Genomic DNA, 16,264 nt, shown 5'->3' on the forward strand with positions numbered 1-16,264 from the left:
CAAGTCTAGATATTTTTAATTTATTTTTTAAATTGATAATCTTGTGGAATTTCTTTTACACCTTTAGGGAATAATTTTGTTTTATAGTCATCGCCATAAATTTTCTGAAGTGCTTGACGATATGATGTTCTTTGGTTTGCTCCGCCACCATAAATTAAATCATATTGTTCTAAATTATATTTACCATATTGCCCATTATAGTTATATCCAGGAGATCTTAAGGCTTGTGTAAGTGAAACTAATGAGTTAAAATTTGCATCAGCAGCAGCAAATGTTAAACCAATTATATTTCCATTAATATCACGTACAGATGAACCTGAACCACCTTGCCCTGGCTGTCAGTTTTGTAATATATATCCTAGCCCATAATTAATGTATTCATTACCTGTGTAAGTAGAACCTTTTTCTTTTAAATATCTAATTTCAAAACCTTTATGATCAGTGGCATTAATTATTGGGTTAGAGATTAAAATATCAGTTAAGCCAGGCTTATCAATAAATGTTCTTAACGCAACATTTTGAGATAATCCACCACCAAGTTGGTTATCTTTATTATTCTTAGATTTATTTACTCACACAGATGAAGTTGTAGCTAATGAAGGAATTTCATCTTTATTACTTGTAGATATAACTAAATCATCATCACTTTTTGCATTAGGGAAACCTAAAGCTAAAAAGTCATAATTAATTTTAGATATATTTTCATCATTTACATTTAACTTTTCAGCAACTAATTTATCATAATCAGTTAGTAAATCATAATTTGCTGGTTTAGATTGGTTATCTTTATTTTGGTATGCTGAAGTCAAGAATAACACATAATTATTGAATGAATCAATTTTATTGTTATCAAGCCCACTATCTGCATTAGGAGAACTATATGGATATGAATCTGCATTAGGGTTTAAAGTAAATTCTAATACAGCAAAATCAGCCATTTCCTCTAATTTAGCATATGGAGAAGAACTATCTAAATAGCTAGAAGGAGAAGTGCTTAAGAAGTTTGCACCAGTATAAACAATTTTTACATTTTTCGGATCAAAATCAAAGTATGCTATACGAGTATCTTTATTGGTTTGTTTTAATTGTACACCCACTGGAGTGTCAGGATCAAAATGAGCTAATCTAATTTTTTGGGTAACACCCACAATCTTAGCATCAGCAGCTTTAACAGCTTTGCCGGCTTCATCATAAGGAATTAATGCTTCATTATATTTTTTATTAAATGCTGCAAATTCAGGTGACTGATCACCGTATTTAGCTAAAACTTCTTCATATTCTTTTTGAAGTTTGAGGATTGCAGGGTTCATTGCTTCCCATTTGCTGTTAGCTTGAATTAGATTATCAGCATTTTGTTTCATTACACTATCAGGTAATATATTTGTATAAATTGAACCATTATCTGAACTAGAAGTAATATCTGCTGCTACGTGCAGGTTTGTAGCTAAATATAATTTCGAAATTTGACCTTTGCTATCAGTTGCATAATCAAGAATTCATGCTGTACCTTGAGAGAGGCGTGATGGTGGTAAGCTAGTAGGTGTTAAATATTTATTTTCATTACTAATGATAATTGAATATGTTTCACCTAATATTTCCTTATATAAGTCATTAGGGATATATCTTGCTGTACCACGATCCCCATCAGCATCAGCTCAGTATTTTCTTCTACGTATTTGACCTAGAGGGTTAAGAACTAAATTATTTTCGTTATCTGTAACTGAAAAGTTTTTAGCATAAGAATCTAGAAATGCAGGTAAGTTTAATTCAGAAGCGCTATTATCAAAATCTTGTACGTGTTTTTTGCTGTATGTTTCATAAATTTCATTATAAGCTTCTGTTACTCCACCTGGTCAAAGAGATTTAACTAAAGAATTAATATATGCTGCTTCATCAATGTAATATTTTTTAAGGAATGAAGCATTTTTATATTCAGGTGTATTAGCATCATCTGGTGTTGTAGGGTCTTTTTGAGGTTGTGGGTTGAATGGATTCCCACCAATAACTGGTGGTTCAGGTACAGGTTCACCTTCACCCGGATTAATTGGTTTTATAGGTTTAGGCTTTGAATCGCCTGGGTCAACAGGTTTTTCTACTGGTCTAGCTGGATAATCATGAAAACATGAAACTGGAACTAAACTAAGAAAAGTTGACCCTAAAATTAAAAGTGAATTTTTTAGTATTTTATTTTTCATCTTGAATATCATCTACAGTAGCTATGAATGAGAATTTTTCAGGGTTAACATCTATAAATTCACCATTAATTATTCTTTCTACTGATTCAATTGTTTTAGATAATGGGACATAAACCCCTGGCATTTGAGTAAAGTGTTGGGTTGTGTGGAAGTATTGTGAGAAAAAGTTTTGTAGTTGTAAAGCTTTTTTAACAATAATTTTTGATTCATCATCAAGCTCATCAATACCTAAAATTAAAATAACATCTTCAAGTTCTTTGTATCTTTGTAATATTTGTTTAACTTTCATAATAGCATTGTAATGTTTTTGACCAATGATTTGAACATCTACTGTAGCAGATGAAGATTCAAGTGGGTCAAAAGCAGGATAAATATTTTTAGCCACAACATCACGAGAAAGAACTAGAGAACCACCTAAGTGGTTAAATACTGCAAGAGCAGATGGATCAGATAAATCATCCATTGGTAAGAAAACAGTTTGAAATGAAGTAATTGAACCATTTTCGTTTGAGAATAATCTATTTTCTACAGAAGAAATTTCAGTATTTAATGTTGCTTGGTAACCTCCTAATGAAGGTTTTTTATCTAAAGAAGCTGAGATTTCATTTCCAGCTTGAAGGAAACGGAAAATGTTGTCAATAAATAATAAAACATTTTCTTTTTCTTTGTCTCTTAAGTATTCAGCTGCTGTAATTCCTACAGGAACAATACTCATTCTAGCTCCAGCACTTTCATTCATTTTAGAAATAAACATCATAGAGCTTTTCATAAGATCTGATTTAGTTAAATCGTCATATAGTTCAACCCCTTCTCTTGAACGCTCACCCGCACCAATAAAAATTGATGAAGTGTTTTTTTCTTTTTTAGATAGGTTGAAAATAATTTCTTTCATTAGAACTGTTTTACCAACACCAGCTCCACCAAAGATTCCAATTTTTGAACCTTTTAAAATAGGAATAAAGAAGTCAATAGCCTTAATCCCTGTTTCTAAGATTTGTGGCTCAAAATTGAAGTCATTATTAGTTACAATTGTAGAGTCCATAGGGACTTTATTAAATGCTTGATTAGAGTTGTTTAATGATCTTCCCATAACATCAAAAATATTATTTTTTGCACCAGATCCAACTGGAACCATAAATGTATTTCCTGTGTCAAAATATTCTTGATTTATTGCTATAGTTTCGTTAGCATCAATGATAACTGCATAGACAATGTTTTTGTTAACAATTTTCTTGACAAGTAAGTGATTTTCAGAGTTCGCTGAAACTAAAATATTATTAATTTTAGGTAGTTGTTCTTTAGGAAAGGAAACTTCAACTACATCAGTTCAAATTTTGGTTACTATACCTTTAGTCATTATTTATCTCCTAGTTTATCATTAATGTATTTTAATGAGTTTATATCTATGTCCATGAATTTTTGGTTAATTTCAATATTTCAGCCTAAGTTTCTGAAATCTGAGAATTGATGCAATGCAAATGCAAAGAAATCTTTAGCCATTGCATCATCATAGCTTTTATTTGTGATCATTCTGTCTAAAATATCCTTAGCTATTAAATTATAATTACATAATTCTTCAATAAATTTTAATGCTAATGGAATGTTTGTGATGTTTTTCAAAATACCTCATGAAATCAATTTAGCTGTTAAAAACATTGTAGCTGGTTTATAAACAGAAATTCCTTTTTGAGTAAACATTTGTTCAACTAATGATCCGTTGGTTAATAAAGCACTAGTTTCGTTGTTTAAATCATATTTAAGGGAAGCAAGTTTAATTTGTCTTTTGTATGCTTTATAAATTTTAGCAATCTTACCAGCAACTTTAGCTATATAAGGTTTTTGTACTGCTCCACCGATACGTGAAACAGATAAATCGATATCAATAGCTGGCAATTTTCCTTGTGCAAATAGATCTGTATTCATAACAATTTGCCCATCAGTAATTGAAATATCGTTTGAAGCTACCAATGATGTAATATCATTTTCAACACTTTGTAGAATAGGCAATGCTGTAATAGATTTTTTACCTACAAATTTTCCACTACGTTCAAGTAATCTGGCGTGAGCGAAGAACATATCACCTGGAAAGGCTTCTTTCCCAACAGGTTTATTTGTTAATAATGCAATTTCACGATAAATATTAGCATGTGCTGTTAAATCATCAAAAACAATCAAAACATCATATTGGTGTGCTAGATTTTCAGCATGTGCCATAGCAATATATGGTGCTAAGTATTGTGCATAAGGTTGGTCAGCTGGAGCATTAATAATAATAGTGTAATCAATCGCTCCATTATCCTTTAATGTTTTATAAACAGAAGCAATGTCTGATTGTTGTTTACCAATTCCAACATAAATACATTTAACATTTTCGTTCTTTTGATTAATAATAGTATTTAATGTTAAATGTGTCTTACCTGTTTTTCTATCACCAATAATAAGTTCTCTTTGTCCTTTACCAATTGGAATAAGCAAGTCAATTGCCATATAACCTGTATGTAATTGTTCCTCTAATGGCTGATATGAAAGTAATGAATTAGGTTTATTAAATGCTAATGATTTATGAGAAAGCATTGTTTTGCTTTCGTTAACTGCAGGGTAAAGAATGCTTCCGTCAATACTAATAATTTTTCCAAAGTAGCTCAATGAAGTTTCAATATAGTGCTCTTGAGTTGTGGGGATAACGCTTTCTCCGATTAAGAAGTCACCTATTTTTCCCTCTGAAAGACAATAAGCCTTATTTTGAGTAGCTGAGATTAAAATTAAATTTACTTCTGGGTTACTTGCTAAAGTAAAAATTTGATTCTGGAAGTATGAATACTCACCTGAAATTTCTACAACATAGTCAAATATACCTGTAATTTTAGGGTAGTTATTATTTGTCATTATAGACCTCCAAGTCCGATAGCAAGTAAAATAATTGCTATTATTAAGAAAATTGAAGCTAGCGAACTCATTAATATTGTTTTATTTTTTGTGTTTTTTATGTGGAATTTATTGTGTGTAATTCCTAAAGTAGAAGCAATTAAAATTAGAATAAATGCTAATGATAAGAAAATTGCTCCTAATGTGTAAAGTAGCTTTTTATTAGCTGCTGGCTGTGTATATGGTGTTTGAGGCATTGCTCAAAGAGAATCAAACATTTGTGTGATTTGTTTTTTATTTTCTGGAGAATTCGTTAATGGAGCTTCATGTAAAATAATGTATAAATCTCTAAATGTCTTGTTTATACGATTAGTTAAGTTAGTGTATTCTAAATATTGAGAATATAAATTAAAACTATTATTGATTGCTAATCCTTTTAAAAAGGAAATATCATCACTTAATACATCTAAACCTTGGTTAACTCAGCTAATATCAAGATAGTTAATCTTGTAATATTCATTTAAAACTTTAATGTTTGATTTAATTAAATCAATTTTGTTTTTAATTCCTTCAACTAATAAATTATAAGTATTTGAATAAGCATCAGGAAGTAATGCGAAATAATATGTATTGTGTATTACAGTATTTTTTAAAGATGATAAAACAAAATAATTTATATCGGTACCAAATTGAGTTTCTAAATTATCTTTTAAATCAATTGAACTAACACTTGATGCATTCTTTTGAATAATATTATTTAAATCTGTTTGATATTCAGTTTGATAAGTATTTTTCATTGCACGTGAAATCATATTAAATAAAACATTTGCCAATTCTTGATCAACTAATTGTTGATAATCGATTTGAGCATTAACTCCAAGTGCTGTGTATAACTGTATAAAGATATTTCTAATTAAAGCATTAGCAGCTTGTGTTGCAAGTGTTATTTGCTTATCTGCTAGTGTCTGGATAGAAAAGCTATATGTACGTAAGTTATTTTTATCTACACTATCCTGAATTTTAACATCAGCTAATAATTCATTATTTGAGTCAAGTTTAAGTTCAGTTACCATGTATTGATATCTAGTATTAATATTGTTGTTAAAAAAGAAATAAATAGGAGAATTCTTTTCCACATTCTTATTGTATTTGGCTATAAAAGCTTGTTTTAATTCAACTGTATTTAAGCTCTTAAAGGCATCATACATGGCTGAAGAAACAATTGGGTGTAGAGAAGGAATGTTTTGGATTTCCTTAGATTGTGCAGCAGGGTCCTGAATCTGAGGAAGAGGTGGTATTATTGGAGAAGGTGGTTTATCTTGTTGCTCATCTTCTTTAGAGTTTTGGTCTAAATCAAATTGCAAGAAGCGAACACTATATTTTGATTTAATATAATCATCTCAAGAATCAAAACCTTTTGGCGGATGTAGGTTGAAATTACCAGATGAATTGTAGTCAATAGATGTTGTTTCAAATGTTGGAATATCATCGCTATTTTGAAAAATATCATCAAATTCACCAGCTAGTTTTTTGAAATATTCATCGACTTTTGCATTAAATTTCTCTTTAGTTAAAGTATTTGTTAATGTTTCTGAAGTATATTCCTTTAAGTCTTCGATTTGAGATGGTACTAAAGGTAGATTCTGATATGGATTAGTTGAGTCTTGCTCAGCATTAATTAAAACTTGTTGATAAGTTTTAGAATCAAAAGTTAAGACCATGCTTTTAAAAGATTTTGATGAAGCAAGTATTTCTGGATAGAATGTAAAGAAACCATTATCTCTAGGATTCTTAATAATTGCATCTTTATGTGTTTCTAAATAAACTGCAACCTTTTTTAAATACATACCTTTTACGATGTCTTGTGCATCTGTAGTTGTAGTATTTGTTAGTAAGGTGTTAGCTTCATTATGAAGATCTTTAATACCTTGTTCTAAAATATTATTTAATGATTGTGTTTGCGCTTCTTTTTCTAGTTTAGCAAATTCATCAAAGTCAGGAGATAAGTTTTTCCCTTCCTCAGAGTTTGTATTATCACTATTAGGAGTGCTTTCTGAATTAGGAGCAGCAGAAAGGACAGCGAGGGGAAGAGTGGCACTAACTGGCCCTAAAATAAGTCATTTTAGTTTTCGCATTTTTTCTCCTCTGGGTTTAAATTAAATAAGGTAATAGCTTTCAAGATATATATTTCATTTTCTAACTTGTAAATTGCTATTTTATTTATATTGTCTACCGAAAGTTGCTTACAACTACGATAGTAATTTAAATCAGCTAATAAGCCTTTAAGTTTTTCTTCGTTGCTGTTAATAAAATCATTATTCTTTTTAACTTGTAAATATGATCTAAAGCAACCTCTATAAGTGATATGTATCTCATTGTTTATATAGGTAAGGAAGACGTTATCTAAGATATAGTATTTGACTACGCCACCATTATTTTTTGTTCTAAAAAAAGCTTTGTTATATGAACCTACTGAGTTAGGCTTTAATAATGTTCATTGGTCTTCGAGATTAAGATTTAATTCTAAACTTGTAATATATTCTTTTGTTTCATTTAAGTTTTCTGAGATAAAAAGGCATTTTATATTATTCATGAGCATTCTCCTTTTCATCGTGTAATAAATCTTTTTTCTTAGAAAGAATTGAAATTTGTTCTACTTCTAATTCACGTTTAGCACGCAGTACTTCAAGAGCTAAACGTTTTTGTTTTTTCTCAAGATCATTGATTTTTTGATTAATTGCAACTAAAGAATATTTTTGATAAATTAAATTTGATTCGCTTAATAAAGCCAATGTCATATAGGTTAAATAAGCTTTTAGTTGTGATTTAATAAAGGCATTTATATTAGGATAAATATTTAGGCCTTCTATAGACATAAAGTTACTTTGTTTATGATATAGGTCTAAGTCGAAATTTAATTCGCTTAAAGGAATTACATTTAGGCTCAATTGCTTAGTTTTTGAAGAGTTTAAGACAAATTTAATTTTGCAAAAACCATTAGCATCTAAATAAGCTTCTAAAAAGTCAGGCAAAATATCTGTTAAATAAGCAACATCATTAAAGTTATTTTCAAAAATGATATCTAGATCATTTTCTTGTGCAAAAGTTTTTGCTCTATTGCCAATTACAACAATTGAGTCATTTTTAGCAAGGTTTTGAAGCAAGTATTTTTCATATTTTTGATATGAGTTTGTTTCGTATTTTTCTTCTTCTGTTATATAAACTCAAATTGTTTTATAACTGATTGAGTTTTTAGGTGTTAATTTGCTTAAAAATGTAAGATAATGATTATTTACGGGTTCGATTAAAGGATTGGCTACAGCATAATTACTAGCGAGATAATCAATGTAAGATTTAGCTTGATTAGCTCTTTGACAATACATACCAATTTGTTGTGAAAGACGCAAGATATTAATTAAGTTAATATTTTTTTGTGATTCAACAATGGTTAATATTTTATCTAGTGATTCAGCTTTTTGCTTAATTTTCTTTATATGCATTTGAAATTAATTTAGGTGAGAAATATAAATTAAAATCCTTTAAATCAAAGTTGTATTTAACAATAATGCCAGGAATAATTTCAACAGGGCAATCATTGTTTATTAAATAATCATGTAAATATTCGTTATATTTAGTTAAGATATCTTGAATTTGATCATTTTCAGCAGTTACCCAAGATAATACTTTAGTGTTAGAATCGAAATTATGAGAAATAACAGGAATTAAAATCTCTTCACTAAATCTTGGATTTATACTTCAAGAAATATAAAAGTCTTTAAATGCGATTTGATTTTTGTGCAACATAAATTCGTCACGTTCATTAACTAATTCTTCTCATAAACCACCAGTTTTTTGGATGTTGTTTAAAATAAGAAATTGGTTAGTGAATATTTGATATGGAATAAAGTTACTGTCTTCTTGAATTTCATTATAAGTTGCAAATATTGCATTCAAATAAGTTTGCCTTAGCATTTCTTGAGCTTTGCAAGCTTTATTTTTTTGTCAATTAGTTAGAAAGGTTAGTTTCATGAGATGCTCCTTGAGTTTTATTGTATTTGTAAACAATATATGTAGCCTTAGCTCAAATGCTTAGCTGAATAATAACTTGTAGCAAGCAAGCAATTATTGGAATAATTATAAATATGTCAACTAACGTAAATTCAAATGGAATTGAAGCAGTTAGATTATTGCTTCCTTGATTTAATAAAGCTGATAATACTGTAAAGAAGACAGCTATGGTTAGTGAAGCGAAAATTAAGACAAGGGTATAACGTGTAATATAAGATAAAGTATTTCCTGCCAGCTTGTAAATAAACAATAAAGCAAAATAAGAAATTACTATAATTAACACAACCATGTAATTGTTAAACTTGTCAGCATTTAACATACGAATAATTAATAAGGCAAATAAATAGACAATTGATAAAATGATTAAAATAAATCCTTTAGCAGTTTTATTTAAGTTACTTAGTGGTTTTCATTTTAGTAAAAAATATATAGGTATTAGTAAAAGGAATGCAATTACTAATGTTGAGATTCATAAAATGTGAACAGGCTTACGATCCATTAATGGACCATCATTTATATTAACAATAAAGATGTTTGCGAACATTCAAATAGCAAATAATGCTAATGCATAAAAGTTAAAGTTTAGAGCTTGTTTAGATAATGCTTTAGCTTGAATTTGTGAATTTTCTAAAACAAATAAGTTTGCAACCTTAAATCCTCAATAGCAAATAAAGCAAGCGACAATTGCAATGATTGCAATCACACCTCAGACTGTATAGTTATAGAATAATATTCTAAAGCCTTCTTTTAAATTATTTTTAACAGTAAATAGTGTTTCAGGTGTGTTTCCATTAATAAAGTTTGCTAATAATAATCATCCTGCGATTAGTAAGATAAATTTAGCTGTATTAGTGATAATAAAGTTACGAATATATTTTTTGATCCCTGTATATACCTTAATGCAATAAAATAAATGATAAATCTCGAAAGCGAAATTAACTAACATTAATACTGTAAATGGAATAGTACTAATTAGTAAATGGGAAATATTAGTATTTTCCGTAATTGGATAAGCATACAATATTGTGAATGATGCAATTATAATTGCTAAATATAAAATTGATCATGGAAGATATTTAACAAAGCTTATAGGCTGCTTACTTCCATTTCTTGCTAATCAGAAAGGAGCCAGAATTAACGGAACTAATAATATTATGAAGTTATATATAATAACAAAATTCCGTCCTTGAAAACTAGGCTGTGAAATATCTAAAAAATTCTCAATTGGTAAAAATGGCTTTGCAACATTTAAACCAGTATTATAAGGCTTTCAGCCTAAAAGAGCAGACAGCGAGAACAAACTAACTAATAATAATACCCCCATTATTAAATAACTTATTAAGTTCTGTCAGTAAAATAAGGTGTTTTGTTTAATTTTTATTTTCATATATACCTCTATTTGTTTTTAACAATAAGTTTATAGCTTGATCCAAATGCTCCTCAAGCCTGTGAACTTTTAATTAATTGTTCAGCTTCTAAATTATCAACTACAATGGTGTCTAGTGATTGTTTTCCAGCTTCAAGTAATCCATATAAATGAATTCCGTAATTTTGACCAATATCACTAGCTTTACCTGTTAAATGTAAAATGTGAGTTGCAGGATTGTCAAAATACATTTTGGCACGATCTGGTCCTTGTACCACAAGTGAGCCAAATTGACCAGATACAATTTCACCAATTGGTAATGAGAAAGTATCTCCGTCTGCATGTAGTGTAAGTTTTCTAAAGACTCTTTGGTTTAAAGGAAGGTCCTTCATTGATTTTATATTGTGATTTAATGATAAGTCAATTCCCGTTGGATATCCTCCAACACCAAATGTTCCATTAAATATTTTTCAATTAGCTTTGGTTTTAAGTGCTATATTAAATCCATCTTTAATATCTTGGAAGTTAGCATGTTTAGATGGTCTAATAGTATTAAAGATGATTGAGGCAGCTCTTTGGCCTGGTGCTAAAGCTTCTCAAGATTCAATTGTTCCACCTTCAAATGAAGCAAATTTAGTGTTTTTAAGTCCAACTGGGTCAATTCCTCAGTCTTCTTTATCATTACGCTTGTCTAAATTTGGCATTGTTGTATAAATACCTACTTCATCTAAATGAACATTTTCAAGACCTGCAATTGCTGTTGTATCTTTTGTATAGAAGAAGAGATTTACAACTTTGACAGAATTTGGCAGTTGAGATAATAATTGTCTCAATGATTCATTTTTATCACCATAACCAATTTTGTCAACTCTCACCATTGTAATAGATGGATTTTCTTTTAAAATTTGCAAGAATTTGTCATATCCAGATTTATTAGATGCATCAACTGTAAGCATTCTTTGTGGAGCTTTATTTTTACTGAAATCATCTTTACCATCAGGAATGTATTCATAGACTCTTAAACCATCATCGCCTTTGATTTGTTTTCCAGTTTTAGGGTCATATGAAACTTTATTACGATCTTTTTCTGGAGTTATACCTTTAACAGTTCCTGAAACATCAAATTTCTTTCATCCAATATAATCACCATTTAATATTCCACTAGGTTGACGATTATATTTTCCACCATTAGACAAGACACGACTTTGATTATCTTGTATCATTCTTTGAATACTTGGATTATATTTATCATCCATATAATCAAATTTTATTGTCACATCATAACCAAAAGTATTACCAGTTACTTCGAATACAGGTACTCTACCAGCTGCAATTTCTGATTGCATAATTCTTGATGCAGCTTCAAGTTGTGCTCGTGCAATTTGTCTAATTTGATCTTTTGGAATCAAAGGACGACCAGGCATTTGTATTTGACCATTCAAGTATTTAGCAAAAACTTCAAGTAAGTCAGGATTTTTTTCCCATACTTCTCTATAAATGTCTTTTAGATCATCAGCAGTAAGATCTTTATTAGAACGCAATAAATCTTTATATTGATTTAATCTTTTATATGAGTCAGTAGCAACTTCCTTAGGTACTTTTCCTTTTGGAACTTCTGGGAGATCTTCTTCTTTAGTTGGTATTTGTAAGTTATTAACATCAACAGTTTGCCCTTGACGTGAATTGACAAGTTCTTGGACTTGTTTCTTTTCTTCAGGAGTTAAATCAGGTTTTGTCACAACAGGTGGCTTAGGTGGGATAATTGGAGTCACTTGGTAGGTCTTACTTGAATTTTGTGGCATTTGACTTGCATCTAGCGAGTTAACTAATTTATATCCGCTTGGTACAAAATCAGTAACTTTAGGAATTGAATCATCAAAATATTTTCCTGAAACCTCACCAATTAACTTGTTTCCATCTTTAAAAATTAAGGTGTAAGAATATTCGATTTTATCCTTAGCTATTTGAATATCATTGGCCTTGCCTTTAATAATAATAGGTTCTGCTGTAACATGGTAACCTTTTGGTAAGTATTGTTTTCAATCAATTGGTTTTGTATCACCTTCAAGAGTTTTAAAAGTATGTGGGCTGCCTATTGTATTCCCGTTATCCTTAAAAGTAATTGTAGTAGTAATTTCTTTAAGTATTTTACTTACTTCGATAACATTTTCTTGTCCGAGTTTAAATGCATATGTAGCTTTTTGAACTATTTGATATCCTTCTGGCACATATTTTTTAACTTCATCGAGTGATATCGAGGTAACATCTGGTCCAGTTATAATTGTTGCTATTTTACCTATTTGAACATTATTTGATACAAATTTAAAAGTTGTTTCGATAGTTTTTTTGATTACATTAATTACAAAAGTTTGGCTCGCAAGTTTTACAACAACTGTTTGCTTATCATTTTTCGGCAATTCAAAACCTTGTGGCATGTAACTTGAGGATGATAAATCAACATCAGTTCCTTCTTCACCTTCGATTTTAGCAGTTGATACTATACGACCATTTCATTTGTATTCAACTATTGCAGTAACATTATTAACAATTTTTTCAATTGAAATGTTGTTTAATTGGCCTGGAATAATTTTAATTTCATTTTGAACAAGTTTATAACCTTTTGGAATTCAGCTATTGTCAAAAGTTATATTTTCATCATCATATGTTTGAAGGCTTAATGGCTCACCAATTGATGTACCATCCTTAGAATCAATAAAACGAATAGTTGTTGTTATTATCTTTTTAATTTTAGTTACTTTTATTGTATTAACTTGCCCTAAGATGATACTAATATTATTTTGCCCTGGTGCAAGTTGATAATTTTTTGGTAAATATTTAGTGTAGTCAATTTTAGCAAATTGATCAGTCGTAATTTTTTGAGATTCTACTATAACATCGCTACCATTTTGAACTTCAACAAAGTTTAATGTAGTTACAATTTGTCTTGGAATTTCGACAACTTTAATTTCAAAAGTATTATTATCAGCTGTAATAGTTTCTGGAACATTTTCTGCAAGCTTATAACCTTCAGGAATATAACGAAGAATATTTACAACATCACCTTTATGAGCCTTTACTGAAACTAGCTGTCCAATTTGCTTATTATCTGACATAAACTTGAGGTTAAATGTCACATCAACTTCTAGTTTTTTAACATTAAACCTATTGGTGTATCCAATTATAAAAGTAGGAATTTGACTGCTTACAAAACCATATCCCTCTGGAAGTAATTTTGAGAGGTCAAAATTACTTTCAGAAGAAATTTCATCATTATTTTTCTCAACAGTTTTGATATTTTCCTGTGCTCCATTTTCACCTTGCGTGTAAAAAACAAAAGTTGTTTTAGTTTGAGATTTGATTTCAGGAACTATATAGATAACATTATTTTGTCCAATTTGGGCTGTAATTGTTGTTTCATCTGCATATTTAGATGGATCAAAATTATACCCATTAGGAATTAAATTTTGTATTTGCATTTGCAACTCATCATTAGAATTAGTGAGTAAAACAACAGTCTTAACCACTTTATTATTTTTTGAGTCTGTAAATGATAAAGTTGTTTTCACTTGAGACTTATCTGAATCATCTTTTTTAGCAGATTCAGTATTTGCATCAGTACCAGACACTTGTGAAGGAATCAACTTAATTGTGACCTTTGTTAGGTTTTGCTTAGTCATATCACTTAAAGGATATTGATAAGTTTTACCATGTTGATTAATAACTCCAAAAGTTATGCCAAAAATAGCACCTGTTAAAAGTACACCACTTCCTAAAATTAAACTTGTTTTTATAATCTTTCTTTTCTTTGCTTTAAACATAATAATACGCACGCCTACCTATCATATTTTATTAATAATAAAATTATATATTTTTAATAAAACATAGTTTCTAAAAAAAAAAAAAAAAAGTAACAGTAAAAGTTACAATTTTGCTTATAAAAAAATAAACAAAATTTAGCAAAAAAGCAGAGTGTATTACCCCTGCTTATAGTCCTAAAAGTTCTTTCAATTCACTATATGGTTTGTAACCTAAGAAGGTTGAAACTAAGACACCATCTCTGTAAACACGTGTGTAAGGTATAGAAGCTACACTAGCTTCATAAGCATAATCTCTGTTTTCATCAATATTAATTCTATAAACTTCGACATTATCTTTTTGAGCTAATTCTTCTAATACACCTTTAAACATTTTACATGGTCCACATCAAGAAGCATAAAATACTTCTAATAATAATGATGGTTTAGTAGCAAGAACTTCATTTACTTGATTTTTATTTGATTCGTATAACATATTTACTCCTTTTTTCGCATTAATTATACAACAAAAAAAGCAAAAAGTTATTTTTTTATGTTTTTTTAGTTAAAAAATTAACTTTTTGTTTTTGAATAATAAAAAAAGTGTAAAAAAAACAGCGGTGCCCTATTTTCACATCTCTGCTATCGTCGGCGCTAGAGGGCTTAACTACTGAGTTCGGAATGGTATCAGGTGATCCCCTCTGCTATAACCACTGGAAATATTATAACACCAATTATTTTGAAACAAAATAATTTTTTAATATTTTTTCAAATTTATTAAATTCATTTGTTTGATGTTTTTGTAAATAAATTGTACCTATTTTTTTAAATAAAATAATATTTGATAATCTTTGCCCACCAATTTGTTGTAATTGATCTGCTGGTATAATGGCTGAAAGTTTTTTGTATTCTGAATCAACATCTTCTTGAGTAATTATGAAGTTGAATTTTTTCATTGCAAGAATAGTTCAGAAGTAGTTTTCTATTGTAGAAACAACAACTTCTCTCTTGTCGCCTTTAAATTCAGCAGAAAATTCGAATGCTTTAATATCATTTTCAATTAAATCTTCTGGAATTACAAGCTTTCCTTTATTCATTTCTAAAATAGAGCTCATAATTTTTTCACCATAAGAAAAAATTTCATCATTAACAGTTTGAGCCTGAGTTACATCATAAATGTGTGTTTTTACATCTGCTAAAGATTTAATATTTGGAATATTAAGTAAATGAACATTTAAATCTGTAATAGGCATTTCTTGATATGAAAATATCATTAAAACTTCTAAAGTAAATTTTGTGCCAAATGCTTCAATTTCTTGAACTTGATTAACCTTTAGCCCAACTAAAGCTTGTTCAATTGGGTTCTTTGATTCTAAATTAGCAACTGCATTATATTTTTCAGCTTGGTCTGGTGTTTGACTTGGTCAGATTTTAAATTCAACATTATCTCCAGCTTCAACAGTTTCTTTACTACTTTGTATTTTGAATCTGTATTTTTGAATAAAGTTTTGAGTAAATAAATCTACTCTTGTACTAAAATCATCCGGCATTTTAAACTCAACATTTGGGTTAACTTCCAAATTAAATTCATCTAATTTATCTTGATAATATGTTTTAAGATCAAAACTCATTTCTTCAATTGAGAATTTAACATTAGAAGCAATTGGTAAAAAGTAAATTCTATCTTTGTATAAATCATTGTTTGATTGTAATTCTGTGTTTCTATAAAATGTTAAAAGATTGTGAGCAGCTGTTTCTAAAATTAAAGATTGTTCAATTTTTTGCCCTTCTTTTTTATTTCTTTCAAGTTGGCTTAATGCTTGATGTTGCGCATTAATTCATTCTTCTTTATTTATATTTATATGTTTTGTTTCAAATTGCATTTGTCCTCTTTTCATTAAAATAATTATATAGTAAAGTACTCAAATGAATAGAAAATTTAGCAAATAGGCATTATATTTGCTTAAATTAAAAAA

At 29.0% G+C, this 16,264-nt stretch carries 11 protein-coding genes and 1 rRNA gene; all 12 read right to left on the reverse strand.

Annotated elements, in window-relative coordinates; translation table 4 throughout:
- Positions 1-20: 20 nt before the first annotated feature.
- The 12 genes from mip to ACNQ12_RS02085 all read right to left on the reverse strand — a co-directional run bounded on the left by mip (position 21) and on the right by ACNQ12_RS02085 (position 16,171).
- Positions 21-2,195, reverse strand: coding sequence for an Ig-specific serine endopeptidase MIP (gene mip, locus ACNQ12_RS02030; RefSeq protein ID WP_418037092.1), 2,175 nt, complete (start codon positions 2,193-2,195; stop codon positions 21-23).
- On the reverse strand, positions 2,185-3,552 hold the full coding sequence (locus tag ACNQ12_RS02035) for an MSC_0618 family F1-like ATPase beta subunit (RefSeq protein WP_418037090.1): 1,368 nt from the start codon (positions 3,550-3,552) through the stop codon (positions 2,185-2,187). Before ACNQ12_RS02035 ends, mip begins: the two co-directional genes overlap by 11 nt.
- On the reverse strand, positions 3,552-5,081 hold the full coding sequence (locus tag ACNQ12_RS02040) for an MSC_0619 family F1-like ATPase alpha subunit (protein ID WP_418037088.1): 1,530 nt from the start codon (positions 5,079-5,081) through the stop codon (positions 3,552-3,554). The genes ACNQ12_RS02035 and ACNQ12_RS02040 overlap by 1 nt, the downstream gene beginning before the upstream one ends.
- Positions 5,081-7,195, reverse strand: coding sequence for an MSC_0620 family F1-like ATPase-associated subunit (locus ACNQ12_RS02045; protein WP_418019578.1), 2,115 nt, complete (start codon positions 7,193-7,195; stop codon positions 5,081-5,083). The genes ACNQ12_RS02040 and ACNQ12_RS02045 overlap by 1 nt, the downstream gene beginning before the upstream one ends.
- Positions 7,183-7,653 (reverse strand): MSC_0621 family F1-like ATPase epsilon subunit, encoded by a 471-nt coding sequence (locus ACNQ12_RS02050; RefSeq protein WP_416754604.1) that lies wholly within the window; start codon positions 7,651-7,653, stop codon positions 7,183-7,185. Before ACNQ12_RS02050 ends, ACNQ12_RS02045 begins: the two co-directional genes overlap by 13 nt.
- Entirely contained in the window at positions 7,646-8,560 is a 915-nt protein-coding gene (locus ACNQ12_RS02055; RefSeq protein WP_418037085.1) for an MSC_0622 family F1-like ATPase gamma subunit, read from the reverse strand. Before ACNQ12_RS02055 ends, ACNQ12_RS02050 begins: the two co-directional genes overlap by 8 nt.
- A complete protein-coding gene (locus ACNQ12_RS02060; protein WP_416754606.1) occupies positions 8,541-9,089 on the reverse strand; it encodes an MSC_0623 family F1-like ATPase-associated protein in 549 nt (182 codons plus the stop codon). The genes ACNQ12_RS02055 and ACNQ12_RS02060 overlap by 20 nt, the downstream gene beginning before the upstream one ends.
- Positions 9,067-10,515, reverse strand: a complete 1,449-nt coding sequence (locus tag ACNQ12_RS02065) for an MSC_0624 family F1-like ATPase-associated membrane protein (RefSeq protein WP_416754607.1) — start codon at positions 10,513-10,515, stop codon at positions 9,067-9,069. The genes ACNQ12_RS02060 and ACNQ12_RS02065 overlap by 23 nt, the downstream gene beginning before the upstream one ends.
- Before the next feature lie 8 nt (positions 10,516-10,523).
- Complete coding sequence (locus ACNQ12_RS02070; protein WP_418037083.1) at positions 10,524-14,312, reverse strand: putative immunoglobulin-blocking virulence protein; 3,789 nt, start codon at positions 14,310-14,312, stop codon at positions 10,524-10,526.
- A gap of 166 nt (positions 14,313-14,478) precedes the next feature.
- Positions 14,479-14,784 carry a thioredoxin domain-containing protein gene (locus ACNQ12_RS02075; protein ID WP_416754610.1) on the reverse strand — a complete coding sequence of 102 codons (306 nt, stop codon included), beginning with the start codon at positions 14,782-14,784 and terminating at the stop codon, positions 14,479-14,481.
- Between the two features lie 116 nt (positions 14,785-14,900).
- Positions 14,901-15,006, reverse strand: a 5S ribosomal RNA gene (gene rrf / locus ACNQ12_RS02080).
- A gap of 16 nt (positions 15,007-15,022) precedes the next feature.
- Positions 15,023-16,171, reverse strand: coding sequence for a trigger factor-related chaperone (locus ACNQ12_RS02085; RefSeq protein WP_418042132.1), 1,149 nt, complete (start codon positions 16,169-16,171; stop codon positions 15,023-15,025).
- Positions 16,172-16,264 lie beyond the last annotated feature (93 nt).

The sequence above is a fragment of the Mycoplasma paraquilae genome, from assembly GCF_048284415.1.
Taxonomy (GTDB): domain Bacteria; phylum Bacillota_I; class Bacilli_A; order Mycoplasmatales; family Metamycoplasmataceae; genus Mycoplasmopsis.